This window comes from Streptomyces sp. NPDC048734 (genome assembly GCF_043198675.1).
Lineage (GTDB): Bacteria > Actinomycetota > Actinomycetes > Streptomycetales > Streptomycetaceae > Streptomyces.
Genome location: NZ_JBICUZ010000003.1, coordinates 537442 through 553704, shown reverse-complemented (window position 1 = coordinate 553704; position 16263 = coordinate 537442). Strand labels below are relative to the sequence as shown.

Below are 16263 nucleotides of genomic sequence, written 5' to 3'. Positions count from 1 at the left end.
GGCGCACGGCACCGCGGGCCGTTGCGACCATGCAGTCCGAAGCGGTGCAGATGCGGCGCGATGGTGGAGGGGTCTGATGACTCAGGGGGCCGGTCAGGGACCCGAGGTGGAGCGTACGGCGACGGTGCGCGACTTCCGAGTGCCCGCATACGTCCACGAGACCGGTCCGTACGCCCACAGCGGGCATCCAGGGAACGCGGTACCGCCCCTCGATGACCCCCTCGAGCCCCCCGAGGGTTACACACCCACCCAGCGCGACCTGCCCGTCATCAACCGGGGCGACACCCTTCAGGTGACCGTCGACCCGGACACCGCCCAGGCTCCGCAGGCCGCGACCGGTCCCGGTCCGCTGTTCGTCGTGGGCGACGTGCACGGCTATCTCGAAGAACTGGTCGCTGCCCTCCGGGAGAAGGGCCTGGTCGACGCGGCGGGCAACTGGTGCGCGGGCACCGCCCGGCTGTGGTTCCTCGGCGACTTCACCGATCGCGGTCCCGACGGCATCGGGGTGATCGACCTCGTGATGCGGCTGTCCGCCGAAGCCGCCGCGGCCGGCGGCTACTGCAAGGCCCTCATGGGCAACCACGAACTGCTCCTGCTCGGGGCCAAGCGGTTCGGCGACACCCCCGTCAACTCCGGTGCGGGCACTGCCACCTTCCAGGCGGCCTGGCTGCTCAACGGCGGCCAGAAGTCCGACATGGACCGCCTCCAGGACCACCACCTGCAGTGGATGGCCCGGCTCGACGCCATGGAGGAGGTCGACGGTCATCTGCTCGTGCACTCCGACACCACCGCCTACCTCGACTACGGCGACTCGATCGAGGCGGTCAACGACACCGTCCGCGAGACGATCACGCGTAACGACGCGGACGAGGTGTGGGACCTGTTCCGCAAGTTCACCAAGCGCTTCTCCTTCCGCGACCAGGGGGGCTCCGACGCCGTTCGCTCCCTGCTCGATACGTACGGCGGCACCCGCATCGTTCACGGCCACAGCCCGATTCCGTACCTGCTGGGCGAAGTCGGCTCCGAGGACGACGACGAATCGACCCGTCCCGTGGTCGAAGGACCACACGTCTACGCCGACGGGCTGGCCATCGCGATGGACGGTGGCGTGACGATGGCCGGGAAGCTGCTGGTCCAGCAACTTCCGCTGCCCGTCTGACCGTTCCCGGGTCCGTCGTCGCCCGCGTCGGACCCGCCCGGCGGCGCCGTGGGTCAGGGGTCAATTTCGGCTGACCCCCTGTTACCCCGGGCCGTTGCCGCTCTACCATCGGTCCATCCGTAGCAGGCTCCCCTCCGTTTCTGCCCGACGGCTCGCTGGCATGCGAGCCCCAAGCCCTACGGAGCATCGGGGGATGCACATGAACAGCGTTCCGCAGCACCTGCACAGCGAGGACCGCCAGGAGTACGAGCGGATCCTCGACGAGGCGCTGCGCTCCGCACCACACCACCCGGAACCGACCGCTGCGGGACAGCGGCTCAACCCCGAACAACTGCGCACCATGGCGCTCAACGCCTCCGCGCTCATCACGGCGGCTGCGGCGACCGAGTACCAGCACTACGTGAAGGTCCGCGAGGAACTGCGCCACCCGGCGCCGTCCAGCCCCTCCTCGGCCGGCCATGCGTCCGGCTCCGGTGAGCCGGGCGTCGCCGGAACGGGATTCGCCACCACCATGGGGGAGGCGGCCCAGGCCGCCGAGGTCGCCGGAGCGGGCGCCGTGGCCGTCGCCGCCGTCCTCACCCCCGTCCTCGCCGGCACCGCCGCGGTGATCTTCCTGCTCGTCGGCTACATCCTGCGGATGCTCGATCCCGAGCCGGCGTTCGCCACGACGATGCTCACCACCGGATGGACGTTCGGGGCGGTGGCCGCGGCCGCGATCCTCGTCGCGACCGTCGGCCTCCTGCTCACCGCCCTGCGCAACCGTCCCTCCCTGGAGGCCGTCCCGTCCGGCGAACTGAGCGAGGAGGTGGACCGCGCCAAGGAGGCCTGGCGGGAAGCCCTGCTGGAGCGCGGCATCCTGCCCTTCCTGCGCGAGGCCCTCGCCGGCCCCGGCACGAGCGCCGCACTCGACCCCGCGCCGGCCCCGCCGGCGCCCACCGGCCGTCTGCCGAAGATCGGTTACGGCCGTCCGGGCTTCAGCAGCCCCGACGAGGGGACGTCGAGCAGCTCCCGCCCGAGCTTCAGCAGCCCGGACTACACCAGCCCGGACTTCGGAGGCCCCGAGCACCAGCCGGAATAGGCCCTCGGCTTGCGCCCCCGACCCGGGGAGCGCAAGCCGTACGGAGCAGGGGCGGGTCCCCTGCCGGTCAGCCGGTCAGAGGATGCCCGCCTGCCCCGCGGCCGTGAGCCAACGCGGGAACTCGGACAGGAGCCGGTCGTAGAGCTCGGGGTCCGGGACCGTGCTGATGTCGTCGACGGCGAAGAAGCCCACGTTGTCCACGCGTCGGCCGGGCAGCGTGTCGAACCGCTCGAGGATGCCGTAGTTGGAGCGGCCGAGCCCGACGAACTGCCAGAAGATCGGCTCCTCCACCGCGGCGCGCAGTTCCTTCTCGATCGCGGCGTCGCGGTAGACGCCTCCGTCGGAGAAGAACAGCACCAGTGTCGGGGCTGCCGCCGGGTTCGCCCGGACGAAGTCTCTGACCTCGGCGATGACCTTCTGTTCCTCGTTCTGGATGCCGACCGATCGCATGTCGACCTGGTCCGGCTGCAGCCCCTTCCGCGGCTTCTTGCTCCGCCGGAACAGGCTGATCTCCCCCACCCGCACATGCAGCCGCAGCCACTCGGGAAGCTCTCCCAGGCGCAGATCGGGCAGCCGTGCCGGGTTCGAGGCGAACGTCCAGGCCTGCATCTCGCCGTCGTCGTCGAGCTGTGCCGCCACCGCGGCCATGCGCTCGACCACGTCCGCCACCACACCGCCGGAGTACAGGAACGACATGGATCCCGATGCGTCGAGCACCAGAACGACCCGCGCGCTGACCCCGGCCGCACCACGCTTGCTCAGGCTGACGGCGACCTGCTGCTTGCGCAGGGAGAGCCGCTTGCGCATGTCGACGGGAAGGCGTTCCTCTCCTTTGGTCAGCCGGGCACCCCCGGAAGACGACGCGGATACGGCGGTGGCGGGGGGCGGCGGCGTGGGCACGACCGGAGGGGGCCAGGGAGCGGCCGACGGAGGCGGGGGCGATGCGGGCACGACGGGTGGAGGCGGCGGAGGTGTAGGCACGGACGATGTCTCCGGGCCGGCTGCCGTGACGGCGGGCTCCTCATCGACGCTGATCCCGAAGTCGCTGGCGAGGCCCGCGAGCCCGGAGGCGTACCCCTGTCCGACCGCCCGGAACTTCCAGCGCCCCTCCCTCAGGTACAGTTCACCGCCGATGAACGCGGTCTCGGTCTCCCCCCGCATGTCGAACCGCGCCAGCTCCGTCGGACTCCCGGCGTCGAGCAGTCTGAGCGTCAGACCGGCCACCTGTCCGAAGGTGCCGCCGTCGGCGGACGCGCACAGTTCGACACGGGCGACGGCACTCTCCAGCGAGCGCAGGTCCACCTCGACCGTGTCGGTGGTGACGCCGCCGACGCTCCGCTTCCCCAGGTGCCGCACGGCTCCGGAGGCGTGCCGCGGCTGGTTGTAGAAGACGAAGTCCGCGTCGTCACGCACCTTGCCGACGTCCGTCAGCAGTAGGGCCGACACGTCCACGTCCGGTCCGCCGCCCTGTTCGGACCAGCTGATCTCGACGCGTACGGACGGCACGTCGACCGGCAGATTGGCGCCCTTGCTCATGGATTGCGCTGTCATGACACCAGTCTGCCGAGCCACAGCCCAGAAGCACCTCCCCCAACGGAAACCAACGGCCGGCCGCCCGCGTCCCACCCTCGGCCCGACCACCACCGACGCCGCCCCGACCCGGAACATCACGGCCCGGCTGCCGTGCCCCCAACCGGCACGGCGGCCTCGCCGTTACCGCGCGTCGGTCCGCGACCGGCGGATACACCCGATTGTCCGCGGCCGCGAACTCCTTGGACTTCTGTGCCATTCCCTCCTCGACCTCCTCCCGGCGGCCTGCGTGCTCACGGCGGATGTCTTGGGAGATCTTCACCGAGGACCAGTTCGGGCCGGAATCACTGATGAAGACAACGTGCCGACGCGCTACGACCCGTTCCAGGTCCCTTTCCGTCGCAGGCGCTCTTGACGCGCCCTCTCTCCCCACGCAGCCAGTGAAAAAACTGCGCCCATCATCACGCCGCCCAGGAGCACCCATGTGATGTCGGCGAAATGTGTCTCACTTGTGAGCGCCACCGATGCGAAAGCTCCGGTCGCGGCGGCGGCGCCCAGCAGCCCTACCCTCAGCGGGTATCGCGCCGCGTAGCGCTGTGTACGGGTTGGAGGGCGTTCACCGCCCAAGGTGCGATCCACGGCCCGGAAAAGCAGCACCACACTCCCACCGAACCGTCTCAGTCTCCGAGCCACTTCCACCATGGCGCGAGCGTAGATGCGCTGTTCCAGCGTCGTCCATGGGATCGGTGAAGCACCGTACGGGCCCCTTCCCCCGTCAGAAGGGGCCCACGCCGGCGAGCGGGCGTCGTCTCAGTCCGCGATCGGCAGGTACACCCTGTTCCCGGTCGCCGCGAACTCCTTCGACTTCTGGAGCATCCCCTCAGCGACCTCCTCAGCCGTCGCACCCGCAGCCGCCGTACCGCCGAACCGCTCTGTGATGCTTTGGCTGATCTTCATCGAGCAGAACTTCGGCCCGCACATCGAGCAGAAGTGGGCCGTTTTCGCCGGTTCGGCCGGCAGTGTCTCGTCGTGGAACTCCCGTGCGGTGTCCGGGTCGAGAGCCAGGTTGAACTGGTCCTCCCACCGGAACTCGAAACGGGCGTCGGACAGCGCGTCGTCCCATTCCTGCGCACCGGGGTGCCCCTTGGCGAGGTCGGCTGCGTGGGCGGCGATCTTGTAGGTGATGACGCCGGTCTTGACGTCGTCACGGTTGGGCAGACCCAGATGTTCCTTGGGTGTGACGTAGCAGAGCATCGCCGTACCCCACCAGGCGATCATCGCGGCACCGATGCCGGAGGTGATGTGGTCGTACGCCGGGGCGACGTCCGTCGTCAGCGGGCCGAGCGTATAGAACGGAGCTTCATCACAGATCTCCTGCTGAAGGTCGATGTTCTCCTTGATCTTGTGCATCGGGACGTGTCCCGGACCTTCGATCATGGTCTGAACATGGAAACGCTTCGCGATGCGGTTGAGTTCCCCGAGGGTGCGCAACTCCGCGAACTGGGCCTCGTCGTTGGCGTCCGCGATCGAGCCGGGCCGCAGCCCGTCGCCCAACGAGTACGTGACGTCATAGGCCGCGAGGATCTCGCAGAGTTCCTCGAAGTTCTCGTAGAGGAACGATTCCTTGTGGTGGGCCAGGCACCACGCGGCCATGATCGAGCCGCCGCGGGAGACGATGCCGGTCTTGCGGTTCGCCGTCAGCGGGACATACGGCAGGCGCACGCCCGCGTGGACGGTCATGTAGTCCACGCCCTGCTCGGCCTGCTCGATCACCGTGTCCTTGTAGATCTCCCAGGTGAGCTCCTCGGCCCGACCGTCGACCTTCTCCAGCGCCTGATAGAGCGGCACCGTGCCGATGGGGACCGGCGAGTTGCGCAGCACCCACTCACGGGTGGTGTGGATGTTGCGGCCGGTGGACAGGTCCATGACGGTGTCGGCGCCCCATCGGGTGGCCCAGGTCATCTTCTCGACCTCCTCCTCGATGGAGGAGGTCACCGCCGAGTTGCCGATGTTGGCGTTGACCTTCACCAGGAACCGTTTGCCGATGATCATCGGCTCGATCTCCGGGTGGTTGACGTTGGCGGGCAGCACCGCACGTCCGGCCGCGATCTCCTCACGGACGACCTCGGGCTCCACGTTCTCCCGGATGGCCACGTACTCCATCTCCGGCGTGATCTCACCCCGGCGCGCGTAGGCGAGTTGAGTGACCGCCTGCCCGTCCCGGCCACGGCGCGGCAGGCGGGGCCGTCCGGGGAAGACCGCGTCGAGGTTGCGCAGTCCGCCGCGCGGTGAGGTGTGTTTGATCCCGTCGTCCTCCGGACGGACGGGGCGGCCCGCGTACTCCTCCGTGTCACCGCGGGCGATGACCCAGTTCTCCCGCAGAGGCGGCAAACCCCTGCGGACGTCCGTCTCGACAAGCGGATCGGTGTACGGACCGGAGGTGTCGTACAGCGTGACCGACTGCCCGTTGGTGAGGTGCACCTGACGGACCGGCACGCGCAGGTCGGAGCGCGGGCCCTCGACATACGCTTTGTGCCATCCGATGGACTTCCCGGCCTCCCCGTCGCCAGAGACCTCGTCGGAGGTCTGCGCGGAGGCAGGCGTGCGTGCGTCCTTGTTGGTCATGAGACCTACTCCCTACGCCGGCATTACCCGGTAACAGGTTCAGCGGTCGACGCAGCGGCTTCCGTCTGCCGACGATTCATGTGAAACATCACTCGGTGGAGGTGACGTTCCACGTGAAACATCGCGAAGATGGAGGTCAGCGTCCTCTCAGCCCGGTGCTCCGAGCTCCCGCGTGTGCAAAAGTGCCTCCACGCTAGCGTCCTTTGTGGCGCGGTGAACAGTGGGCCTCGGTCGTTCTTGCGATGATCGGGCAGTGACCACGACACCCCATCCTCCGTTCCCACCGCCCGAACAGCCCCGCGGCCCGGGCATTCCTCCCGCCGGACGCTCCGGGCGAGGTCAGGGGTACGGCCCCGGTGGCGGTTCCGTTCCCGGATCGGGCCCTCGTCCGGATGCCGGTCCGGGTCTGAGTGCGGGGCCCAACAGCGGGTACGGCTTCGGCCACGAGGGCGGACAGGGCTCCGGCGGGGGCCACAGCCATCTGCCCGACGACGGTGCGCACACGCCTGGGGCCGGGGCCGGCCAGGGCGGGGTTCCCCGTGCGGGTCGTGGGCGCGGTGCTGATGAGGGAAACGGAAGCGCCGGCGGAGGCTGGGGACACGGCCCCGGCCCAGGTGACGGGCACGGTGGTGGGCGCGGTGGCCATGGCCCCGGTCCGGGCGGCGGCCACGGGCACAGCCACAGTCATGGCCCGGCCGCCCCTGTTTCCAAGCATCTGCGCAAGGTCATCGCGGCCGTTCTCATCCCCTTCGCCGTGGCCGTGCTCGCCGGTCTGGTCGTGCTGTGGCCCGGTGGTGCCCCGGCACACGAGCGCACCGGAGTCGGCTTCGACCGGCAGACGCAGCGGGCGACGGTCTCCAACGTCGAGAGCATCAGCTGCTCATCGGCGAACGCCTCGGGCGGCACCCCCACCGGTGACACCTCCACCGCTGAAGGCTCCTCCGCGGCCCAGCAGGCGAACGGAACCTGCAAGAAGGCCACGATCCGCGTGGACACCGGCGCGAACAAGGGCCGTACTTTCACGGAGATCGTCCAGCCGGACCAGTCACGGCAGCTGCACGAGGGGCAGAAGGTCGTGGTCGCCTACGAGCCCTCCGCGCCGAAGGACCTTCAGTACTCGGTGACCGACGTGGACCGCCGCGTCCCGCTGACCGTACTCGCCCTCATCTTCGCCGTCGCCGTCGTGGTCGTCGGGCGACTGAAGGGGGTCATGGCGCTGGTCTCACTGACCATCAGCTTCATGGTGCTGAACTTCTTCGTCCTGCCCGCGATCCTGCAAGGCTCGAACCCGCTCGCGGTGGCGGTCGTGGGGGCGAGCGCCATCATGCTCATCGCTCTCTACCTGTGTCACGGTCTGTCGGCCCGCACCTCCGTGGCTGTTCTGGGCACCCTCATCTCCCTGTTGCTGATCGGCGTCCTCGGCTCCTGGTTCGTCGACTGGGCGGCGCTCACCGGCAACACGGACGACAACACCGGTCTGATCCACGGCCTGTACCCGACGATCGACATGAGCGGTCTGCTCCTCGCCGGGATCATCATCGGATCACTCGGTGTCCTCGACGACGTGACGGTCACCCAGACGTCGGCGGTCTGGGAACTGCACGAGGCCAACCCCACAATGAGCTGGCGGGGGCTGTACCGGGCGGGCATCCGGATCGGTCGCGACCACATCGCGTCCGTGGTCAACACGCTCGTCCTGGCCTACGCCGGCGCAGCCCTCCCGCTGCTCCTGCTGTTCTCCATCGCGCAGAGCAGCGTCGGCACGGTCGCCAACAGCGAGCTGGTCGCCCAGGAGATCGTGCGCACGCTGGTCGGTTCGATCGGTCTGGTCGCGTCGGTTCCGGTGACCACGGCACTCGCCGCGCTCGTGGTGTCGGCGGACCGGTTGGGTACGGGCGCTCCCACCGCGGCAGCTCCGGCGGCGCCGGGGGCGTCGTCGGCCGGTACGGCGGGTCCGGCCGCGCAGATCGCTCGGGGCGGCAGGGGCAGGCGCCGCAAACACTGACGCTCCCCCGGGTGCGCGAAAGGCGGCATCGGACACGACGCCCTTCGCGCACCCGGGACGTCATCCGCCTCCTGCAGGCCGCTTCGCCGATCGGGGCGGGCCGATTGCCAGGCGCACCGTCGCCGTTCCAGCAGAAGCGTTACTTCACCGGCGTGCCACCAAGACCTCACCCGGCGCTCTGTTCCTCCGCCAGGATCCGGTCCAAGGCCTCGTCGAGATGGGCGTCGAAGTCGGCGAAAGCACCCTCCTGCCCCAACGGGACCAGCTTGTCGGTGCGGTCGAGGAAGGCCACGAGCGGAGCCGCCGACGATCGGAACACCGCTTGGTCACAGCCCACTTGAAGCCGGATCAGCACTTCACCCAGGAGATCCCGGTCGGCCGGCGAGACCCGCACGTCTCCCTCGCCGCACGGTCTGCCCACCCCGTCGATGAGCAGCTCACGCCCGAACGCCCAGGTCACCGGGGCATCACCGGGCAGATGAAACGTGAGCCGTACGGCATACGGATCACAGGTCTCGTAGCCAAGTTCCACCGGGATGCGGAAAGAGAGCTCCTCGGAGACGAGAAAGCTCATCATGACCTCTGCCTCTACTGCCTGCACGGACTCGCGCATCGTCCTATCCCGTCATCGCCGGCGACTGGCTGGGAATCAACCCCTGACACTGCTGGCATCTTGCTGAACGCGCACAACAGATCACAAGGAGTGATTTTTCAGATGCTGATAGAGACAGCAAGTGACCCCAGCGTCCGCCCGACCTCGCTCTGCAACTGCTGTACCGCCGTCGGCAGCCGGTCGGCCTGATGAGCGGGAAGGGAAATGGCCATGGTGGCGGCGCTCGTACCCACGGTGATCGGAATCGCGGCACACACCGTGCCCAGCGCGTACTCCTGCCGCTCGACGACCGTCTCCATCCGCCGCATGCGGGCCAGCCGCCGCAACAGGGTGTGATCGTCGCGCACGGTGTACGGCGTGATCGACTGCACCGGGTAACGGTCCAGGTGATCTCGGCGGGACGTCTCGTCCAACTGGGCCAGCAGGCACTGGCCGATGGCGTGCGCGTGTCCGGTCTCACGGAAGTCGGCCCATTCCTCGACCGCCGGATTGCCCGGGGTGTCGGAGACGCACATGACCTCGATCTCGCCGTCCTGGTAGCGGGCGTAGTACACAGGAACACCGATCGAATCGCGCCAGTGCGCGAGGGTGGCGGCCACGGTGCTGCGACGTTTCTGCGCGGCTCCGCTGCCGCCCAGGCGCTCGGCCGCCTCACCGAGGAAGAACATCCCCTTGTCCCGCTGCAGATAGCCCTCGTGTACGAGGGTGCGCAGCAGGTGGTACGCCGTGGGCAGCGCCAGGTCGGTCTCGCGGGCGAGTTGCTTCGCCGGAGCCCCGCCGTGATGCCGGGCCACGGATTCCAGCAGCCGCATGGCGCGCTGCACGGACCCGATGAGCGTCGCCCCGGGTTGCGGCTGTTCGGGGACGCCTCTGCCCGCGGGGCGCTGGAGCAGGGGTGTGGTGGAACGCGTGCGGATGGAGGGTGGGTGAGGTGCCGCGAACGCTGCGGTGTCAACCGTGGCCAAGGGTCACTCCCGAAGTTCGAGAGGGCGGTCCGTGCGGGGAACACGGGAGGGAGGGGGCGCCGCTCACGGAGTGTGACCCCGCGAAGGGTTCCGGACTTTAACGACCCGCCGCCGCCGACGGTCCCGCTGTCCGGAAAACTTCCCCCGGCCGAGGGAACCGGCGATCGCTGTCACCGGTGCCCGCTCCCCGCACCGCTCACCAGCCGCCGCGTGAGGAGGAACCCGCCGTGACCTTCCGGACCACGTAGATCAGTCCACCGACCAGTGCCACGAAAACCAGCAGCTTGAAGAGCAGACCGATCACGAAGCCGACGACGCTCGCTATCAGGCCGCCGAACACGACCAGCGCGATGACGGGCACCGCCACCCACTTCACCCACCACGGCAGTCCCGCGAAGATCTCTCGCATTCGTCCTCGTCCTCGTCTGTGCGGTGTCCGGCGCCACCGACGGCCCGGATCTTTCGATGTCCTGCCGTCGATGCTAGGTCCCGAGGGGGTGCCTGCGGGGGCCGTGCACCCCCGGTCCTCCCCTGACCGATCCCTGAGGGAACCCCGAGGCGGCGCCTCCGCTGCCGGGCGGAGACGCTCAGCCCTCCGGCGGCGAGAACACCACCAGGACCCGCAGGTCCTCGCTGATGTGATGGAACTTGTGGGCCACTCCGGCCGGCACGTACACGACGCTTCCGCGCGCGACCTGAGTGGTTTCCAGACCGACCGTGAGGGAGGCGCGTCCGCTCACGACGAAGTAGACCTCGTCCTGGTGGTGCGGGTTCTGTGGGTCGTGGGCTCCGGCATCGAGTGCGTAGAGACCGACCGACATGTTCCGTTCGCGCAGGAATTGCAGGTAGGCGCCGTCGTTGGCGGCTCTCTCCGCCTCCAGTTCATCCAACCGGAATGCCTTCATCGCCCTCGTCCGCCCTTCTGGTCGATCAGTTCTGCCACGATCAGACACATGAAGAATTTCGTAGTCAAGACGATCGCCAACGCAGCCGCTCTGGCGGTCGCCGTCTGGCTGCTCGACAAGATCACATTGACCGGTGCCGACACGGGCGAGAAGGTCGGCACCCTGATCGTGGTGGCGCTGCTGTTCGGCCTGGTCAACTTCTTGGTCAAGCCCGTCGTGAAGATACTGACCTTCCCCCTCTTCATCCTCACGCTCGGCCTGATCACCCTGGTCGTGAACGCTCTGATGCTGCTGCTCACCTCGTGGCTGGCCGACCAACTCGACGTCAGCTTCCACGTCGAGGGTTTCTGGACCGCGGTCCTGGGCGGCCTGATCATCTCCGTCGTCTCCTGGGCGCTCAACGTCGTCCTGCCCGACGAGGACTGAGCACGCGATGGGGTACCGCGTCTGCTTCGTCTGCACCGGCAACATCTGCCGCTCCCCGATGGCCGAGGCCGTCTTCCGCGCGCATGTCGCGGAAGCCGGCCTCGAGGACCTGGTCGAGGCCGACAGCGCCGGCACGGGCGACTGGCACGTGGGCGAGGAGGCCGACCCGCGCACCGTCTCCGTCCTGGAAGAGAACGGCTACACCGTCGAGCACACGGCCCGCGTGTTCGAACGGTCCTGGTTCTCCCGTCTGGACCTCGTGATCGCCATGGACGCCGGACACCTCAGGGCCCTGCGCCGCCTCGCACCGACCGACGAGGACGCCCGGAAGGTCCGGCTGCTGCGCGCGTACGACCCCGCCGCCGCCGACCTGGACGTTCCCGACCCGTACTACGGGGGCCGGGAAGGCTTCGAGGAGTGCCTGCAGATGGTGGAGGAGGCGAGCGTGGGCCTGCTCGCCGCGGTTCGCGCGGACGTGGAAGGGCCAGTGGCATGAGTGACTCCATTGCGGCCGGGGGTGCCGTCGCAGGCTCCGGTGAGGGCACGCGTGCGGTGCGGGCGGGTCTTCCGGCGCCGGTCAAGTACGAACCGACCTTGCCGGGACCGGTGTTCGCCGCGCACTTCCACCTGCCCGGCGAGCCCACGGGGCCGTACACCTACGGCCGTGACGAGAACCCGACCTGGACGCATCTGGAGCGCGCCGTCGGCGAACTGGAGGCGCCGGGGCAGGACGGCATCGAGACGCTCGTGTTCGCCTCCGGCATGGCGGCGATCTCGTCCGTGCTCTTCTCCCGGCTGCGCACCGGGGACACCGTCGTCCTGCCCAGCGACGGCTATCAGGCGCTCCCCCTGGTCCGCGCCCAGCTGGAGGCGTACGGCATCGATGTGCGCACCGCGCCGACCGGTGACGACGCTCAGCTCGGCGCCCTCGACGGGGCGAAGCTGCTGTGGATCGAGTCCCCGTCGAACCCGGGCCTGGACGTGTGCGACATCCGACGTCTCGTCGAGGCGGCACACGCGCATGGCGCCCTGGTGGCCGTCGACAACACACTGGCGACACCACTCGGACAGCGCCCGCTGGAGCTGGGCGCCGACTTCTCGGTGGCGAGCGGCACCAAGCAGCTCACCGGTCACGGCGATGTCCTCCTCGGTTACGTCACCGGACGCTCCGGCGAGCCGATGACCGCCGTGCGGCGCTGGCGCAAGATCGTCGGGGCGATCCCGGGGCCCATGGAAGCCTGGCTCGCGCACCGGTCGATCGCCACCCTCCAGATGCGGGTGGACCGGCAGAGTTCCACCGCACTGGCCCTGGCCCGGGCGCTGCGGGGAAGGCCCGAGGTGACCGGCCTGCGGTACCCGGGGCTGCCGGACGATCCATCGCACCAGGTGGCCTCGCGGCAGATGCGGCGCTACGGGTGCGTCGTCTCCTTCACACTGCCCACGCGCGCGCGTGCCGAGCGTTTCCTCGACAGGCTGCGGCTCGTGGACGACGCGACGAGCTTCGGCGGGGTGCGCTCCACCGCCGAGCGCCGCGGGCGCTGGGGAGGGGACGCGGTGCCCGAGGGCTTCATCCGGTTGTCGGCGGGCGCCGAGGACCCGGAGGATCTGGTGGCGGACGTACTGCGCGCGCTGGAGGAGTCAGCGCGATGACCGGCTCACGGATGACCGCCGGGCGTCCCGCGCCGTGCAGGGGACGGTCCGAGCCTCCCCCTCGTGGCTCGGCCCGTCAGCGGTTCCGCTCGAAAAACCCTGCGAACAAGGATAGTTGACTCTGCGTAAGTGTCCAATCACGGGAGCGACAGAGGCCTATCGACTTATAGTCGGGCCCTGCCCCAGCACGCGAGAAAGGCAGGGACGGGGAGCGCCCACTATGGATCTGGCCTTGCTGCGCACCTTCGTGACCGTGCACCGGGCCGGTTCCTTCACCCGCGCCGCCGCCCTGCTGGGCCTGTCCCAGCCGGCCGTCACCTCCCAGATCCGCACCCCGGAGAGGCAGCTCGGCCGCCCCTGTTCCTGCGCCAGGCCCGTGGTGTGACGCCGACGACCATCGGGGCCGAGCTCGCCCCCAAGGCCGCCCCGCACCTCGACGCCCACGTGGAGATCACCGAGACCGGCCTGGACGACGAGTCCTCCCTACGAACCCTGCACCTCGCCGGGCCACCCGAGTTCACCGCCGAACGAGCCCTTCCCGCCCTCACCGAGCTGTCCGGCGAGGGTGGACAGGGGCTCACCCTGCGCGCCTCCTTCGGAACCGCCGAGGAGGTTCTGGACGGACTGGCAGCCGGTCACCACGACCTCGCCATCACCACGGCCCGGCCGCGCAGCGCCCTGCTCACCGCCACCCCGCTGTACGACGAGGAGCACGTCCTGATCGCCGCGCCGGGCCAGGCCCGGGCCGGTCGGCACCGAGAAGCCGTACCGCGCGAAGGCAGCCGCCCTGGAAGGCCTTCCCGTGGTCGAGGTCCATGAGTCGCTGCCCTTCGTCTCCCGCTACTGGGCGTCCGCCTTCGACTTCCGGCCCGCGGCCGCCGGTGCCGTCATCTTCCCCGACCTGCGCGCCGTCCTGGCCTGTGTGACCACGGGCGCGGGTCTGGCGGTACTGCCCCGCCATCTGTGCGCGGTCGCCCTGGACCGCGGAGATGGCGTCGAACTGCACCGTCCGCCGGTGCCGCCGCTGCGGACCTACGTTCTGGTGGTGCGCACCGGCACGCTGACGATGCCGCTCATCGCGCGGACGCACGACTGGCTGCTGAGGGTGGCGGCCAGCTGGCGATGAAGCGACTTGTCCAGTCATCACGGAAGGGAATCACATGGTGACGATGCGGAATGTTTCACGTGGAACCAGCCGGGCCACATTCCTCCCATGACCGTCCGACCTGTGGTCAAGCGCACCGCGCGTGCCGTTCTGCTGGACGGCGACGACCTGATCCTGATCAAACGCAGCAAGCCCGGCCTCGATCCGTACTGGGTCACACCTGGTGGCGGAGTCGAGCCCGAGGACACGACCGTCGTCGACGCCCTGCATCGTGAGGTGTACGAGGAACTCGGCGCCAAGATCACCGACGTTGTCCCCTGTTTCGTCGACACCGTCGAGCACATCGGCGAGGACGGCGGCGCGACCGGCGTGAAGGTACAGCACTTCTTCGTCTGCCGACTGGAGTCCATGGACCCCGCCCTGCGGCACGGCCCTGAGATCGACGAACCCGTTGGGGAGTACGAGATCGTCCACGTGCCGTTCACCCGGGTCGGCATCGCCTCCGTCCACCTCGTCCCCCTGTCTCTGCGGCACTACCTCGACGGCAACATCGAGGGAGTACGCGCCATGCACGCGCCCGACCTGGGGTGAGGCTTTGAGTTCCAGGTCGGCTTCCAACACCCCCGGACTGCCGACAGGTCACCCACGCGTCAGATGTTTCACGTGAAACGAGCCTGGTGTCCGCATGCTGTGCAGTGGGCCACGCGTTGGCCAAAAGCACATACGACTGTGGGGAAACAGGTGGACGTCAGAGGTGCCGGTCGGACAGCCTGACCTGCGTGCCGACTCCTTCCCTCGCCGCTCTCCCCATCCGCCGTCTGACGCACCGTGATCTCATTGCCTGCGCCGACCTGTCCGAGGACAGGGGGTGGCCACGTGAGGAACACAAGTGGGGCCTCCTCCTCACCGCTGGAAAGGGCTACGGCATCGACGACCCTGACGGGGGCCTCGTCAGCGCCTGCGTGGTCACCGAGTACGGCCCCCACGACCAGCCGGCTTTCGGCGCCGTCGGCATGGTGCTGGTCGCTGAACGGCATGCCCGGCAGGGCGTCGGCCGCCGGCTCATGCGGCACATCGCCTCCGTGATGGGCACGACGCCACTGACACTGCACGCGACGCCGAACGGCCGTCCGCTGTACGAGGAGCTGGGGTTCAAGGCCACGGGCCACGCCGAGATGGTGACCGGCCGCTTCACACCCGGCGGTCCGGGACCCGGCGTCATGACGCGTGCGGCCACGGCAGAGGACCTCACCACGATCCTCCGCCTGGACGAGGAGGTGTTCGGCGCCGACCGCACCCCCGTGATCGCCCGGCTGCCCGCCTTTGCCGACCAGGTGCGGGTCGCCGAGGACGGCGACCGGATCGTCGGCTACGCGGCCGCCTGGCCCAACATGGACACACATGTCGTGGGACCGCTGATCGCCCGCGACACCGAGACGGCGAAAGCGCTCCTGGCGTCCCTGGCCGAGCATTCCGACCGGCCGCTGCGCACCGACATCGACGTCCGGCACGAGGAACTGCTGGCCTGGGTCAAGGAGCGGGGCCTGTCATCGGTCACCTTCAACACCGTCATGACTTACGGCTTCAACGAACTGCCCGGCGACTGGAGGCGGCGGTTCGCTCCACTCACGGTGGCGGCCGGCTGAGGCAGACGGAGACGCGGAAGCCGGTGTCCGGGACGTCTCGGACACCGGCGCGCATCCACATTCCGGAAGGACGCCGGCCCACCTTCATGAGGGGGAAGAGACCAGGCCAGCGCCTCCACGGCCGCAGTGGCGAAGCCGTGGTCCTGCTCCGGCACACCACCACCCATGCCAACGGCCCCGATCAGGTGTCCGTCACGGTGGACCGGCACGCCGCCCGCAATGAACAACAGCGGCCTGTCGAGTGCGGTGGGCAGGGTGTGGAACAGGCCGCCGGGTCGGACCGCGTCGACGAGGTCGGCGGTGGGGTGTTCAGCTGGAGCGCCGTGCAGGCCTTGCGTGTGCTCGTCTTGCCGGAGATCAGCACCGCGCGGTCGCCCCGGCGAAAGGCCAGCAGGTGACCCCCGCGTCCAGGACGGTGACGCTGACCGCGACCCCGGCCGCCTCAGCCGCGCGGCGGGCGGCCATGAGGAGGGCGTCGGCATCCTGACCGGTCAGGGGCGCGAAGGCGGTGGTCATCGAGGCTTTCTCCTTGTGGATGTTTCTCCTGCGGGAATTC

Annotated in this window: 14 protein-coding genes, 2 pseudogenes and 1 riboswitch; of the genes and pseudogenes, 9 read left to right on the top strand and 7 right to left on the bottom strand. The window is 69.3% G+C overall.

Annotated features, from left to right (window positions below; genetic code table 11):
* Positions 1–76: 76 nt before the first annotated feature.
* Positions 77–1159: a metallophosphoesterase gene (locus tag ACGFQC_RS11490; protein WP_363092345.1), complete on the top strand. Its 1083-nt coding sequence runs from the start codon at positions 77–79 to the stop codon at positions 1157–1159.
* Positions 1160–1352: 193 nt separating this feature from the next.
* Positions 1353–2237 (top strand): hypothetical protein, encoded by an 885-nt coding sequence (locus ACGFQC_RS11485; protein WP_363092344.1) that lies wholly within the window; start codon positions 1353–1355, stop codon positions 2235–2237.
* A 75-nt stretch (positions 2238–2312) separates the two neighbouring features.
* On the opposite strand, the gene ACGFQC_RS11480 is transcribed toward ACGFQC_RS11485, so the two are convergent.
* The gene (locus ACGFQC_RS11480) at positions 2313–3788 is read right to left on the bottom strand and encodes a VWA domain-containing protein (protein ID WP_363092343.1); all 1476 of its coding nucleotides are present in this window, start codon (positions 3786–3788) and stop codon (positions 2313–2315) included.
* A 789-nt stretch (positions 3789–4577) separates the two neighbouring features.
* A complete protein-coding gene (gene thiC / locus ACGFQC_RS11475) occupies positions 4578–6392 on the bottom strand; it encodes a phosphomethylpyrimidine synthase ThiC (RefSeq protein WP_363092342.1) in 1815 nt (604 codons plus the stop codon).
* Positions 6385–6574, bottom strand: a riboswitch (TPP riboswitch). It overlaps the preceding gene by 8 nt.
* Before the next feature lie 299 nt (positions 6575–6873).
* On the opposite strand from thiC, the gene ACGFQC_RS11470 reads away from it, so the two are divergent.
* On the top strand, positions 6874–8397 hold the full coding sequence (locus ACGFQC_RS11470) for a YibE/F family protein (RefSeq protein ID WP_393288126.1): 1524 nt from the start codon (positions 6874–6876) through the stop codon (positions 8395–8397).
* A 166-nt stretch (positions 8398–8563) separates the two neighbouring features.
* On the opposite strand, the gene ACGFQC_RS11465 is transcribed toward ACGFQC_RS11470, so the two are convergent.
* From ACGFQC_RS11465 to ACGFQC_RS11450, 4 genes are all read right to left on the bottom strand, one after another.
* On the bottom strand, positions 8564–9010 hold the full coding sequence (locus ACGFQC_RS11465; RefSeq protein WP_363092340.1) for an SsgA family sporulation/cell division regulator: 447 nt from the start codon (positions 9008–9010) through the stop codon (positions 8564–8566).
* A gap of 98 nt (positions 9011–9108) precedes the next feature.
* Positions 9109–9903, bottom strand: coding sequence for an IclR family transcriptional regulator C-terminal domain-containing protein (locus ACGFQC_RS11460; RefSeq protein WP_363092365.1), 795 nt, complete (start codon positions 9901–9903; stop codon positions 9109–9111).
* A 268-nt stretch (positions 9904–10171) separates the two neighbouring features.
* Positions 10172–10384 (bottom strand): DUF5326 family protein, encoded by a 213-nt coding sequence (locus ACGFQC_RS11455; RefSeq protein WP_363092338.1) that lies wholly within the window; start codon positions 10382–10384, stop codon positions 10172–10174.
* 178 nt (positions 10385–10562) lie between these two features.
* Positions 10563–10880 carry a cupin domain-containing protein gene (locus tag ACGFQC_RS11450; protein WP_363092337.1) on the bottom strand — a complete coding sequence of 106 codons (318 nt, stop codon included), beginning with the start codon at positions 10878–10880 and terminating at the stop codon, positions 10563–10565.
* 48 nt (positions 10881–10928) lie between these two features.
* Here ACGFQC_RS11450 and ACGFQC_RS11445 point away from each other — a divergent pair, with 48 nt between their 5' ends.
* The 6 genes and pseudogenes from ACGFQC_RS11445 to ACGFQC_RS11420 all read left to right on the top strand — a co-directional run bounded on the left by ACGFQC_RS11445 (position 10929) and on the right by ACGFQC_RS11420 (position 15707).
* A complete protein-coding gene (locus tag ACGFQC_RS11445; protein ID WP_363092336.1) occupies positions 10929–11306 on the top strand; it encodes a phage holin family protein in 378 nt (125 codons plus the stop codon).
* A 7-nt stretch (positions 11307–11313) separates the two neighbouring features.
* Positions 11314–11802, top strand: coding sequence for a low molecular weight protein-tyrosine-phosphatase (locus ACGFQC_RS11440; protein WP_363092335.1), 489 nt, complete (start codon positions 11314–11316; stop codon positions 11800–11802).
* The gene (locus ACGFQC_RS11435) at positions 11799–12956 is read left to right on the top strand and encodes a cystathionine gamma-lyase (protein WP_363092334.1); all 1158 of its coding nucleotides are present in this window, start codon (positions 11799–11801) and stop codon (positions 12954–12956) included. Before ACGFQC_RS11440 ends, ACGFQC_RS11435 begins: the two co-directional genes overlap by 4 nt.
* Positions 12957–13176: 220 nt before the next feature.
* Positions 13177–14082 (top strand): annotated as a pseudogene (locus ACGFQC_RS11430) (LysR family transcriptional regulator).
* A gap of 87 nt (positions 14083–14169) precedes the next feature.
* The gene (locus ACGFQC_RS11425) at positions 14170–14652 is read left to right on the top strand and encodes an NUDIX hydrolase (protein WP_363092333.1); all 483 of its coding nucleotides are present in this window, start codon (positions 14170–14172) and stop codon (positions 14650–14652) included.
* 188 nt (positions 14653–14840) lie between these two features.
* Positions 14841–15707 (top strand): GNAT family N-acetyltransferase, encoded by an 867-nt coding sequence (locus ACGFQC_RS11420; RefSeq protein WP_363092332.1) that lies wholly within the window; start codon positions 14841–14843, stop codon positions 15705–15707.
* Between the two features lie 104 nt (positions 15708–15811).
* On the opposite strand, the pseudogene ACGFQC_RS11415 reads toward ACGFQC_RS11420, so the two are convergent.
* Positions 15812–16223 (bottom strand): annotated as a pseudogene (locus ACGFQC_RS11415) (heme-binding protein); the annotation flags it as partial.
* Positions 16224–16263: the final 40 nt, after the last annotated feature.

Coding starts and splice junctions, on each gene's coding strand:
- ACGFQC_RS11480 (WP_363092343.1), bottom strand. CDS start 3,788: ATGACAGCGCAATCCATGAGCAAGGGCGCCAATCTGCCGGTCGACGTG.
- ACGFQC_RS11465 (WP_363092340.1), bottom strand. CDS start 9,010: ATGCGCGAGTCCGTGCAGGCAGTAGAGGCAGAGGTCATGATGAGCTTT.
- ACGFQC_RS11445 (WP_363092336.1), top strand. CDS start 10,929: ATGAAGAATTTCGTAGTCAAGACGATCGCCAACGCAGCCGCTCTGGCG.
- ACGFQC_RS11450 (WP_363092337.1), bottom strand. CDS start 10,880: ATGAAGGCATTCCGGTTGGATGAACTGGAGGCGGAGAGAGCCGCCAAC.
- ACGFQC_RS11485 (WP_363092344.1), top strand. CDS start 1,353: ATGCACATGAACAGCGTTCCGCAGCACCTGCACAGCGAGGACCGCCAG.
- ACGFQC_RS11440 (WP_363092335.1), top strand. CDS start 11,314: ATGGGGTACCGCGTCTGCTTCGTCTGCACCGGCAACATCTGCCGCTCC.
- thiC (WP_363092342.1), bottom strand. CDS start 6,392: ATGACCAACAAGGACGCACGCACGCCTGCCTCCGCGCAGACCTCCGAC.
- ACGFQC_RS11490 (WP_363092345.1), top strand. CDS start 77: ATGACTCAGGGGGCCGGTCAGGGACCCGAGGTGGAGCGTACGGCGACG.
- ACGFQC_RS11435 (WP_363092334.1), top strand. CDS start 11,799: ATGAGTGACTCCATTGCGGCCGGGGGTGCCGTCGCAGGCTCCGGTGAG.
- ACGFQC_RS11455 (WP_363092338.1), bottom strand. CDS start 10,384: ATGCGAGAGATCTTCGCGGGACTGCCGTGGTGGGTGAAGTGGGTGGCG.
- ACGFQC_RS11425 (WP_363092333.1), top strand. CDS start 14,170: ATGACCGTCCGACCTGTGGTCAAGCGCACCGCGCGTGCCGTTCTGCTG.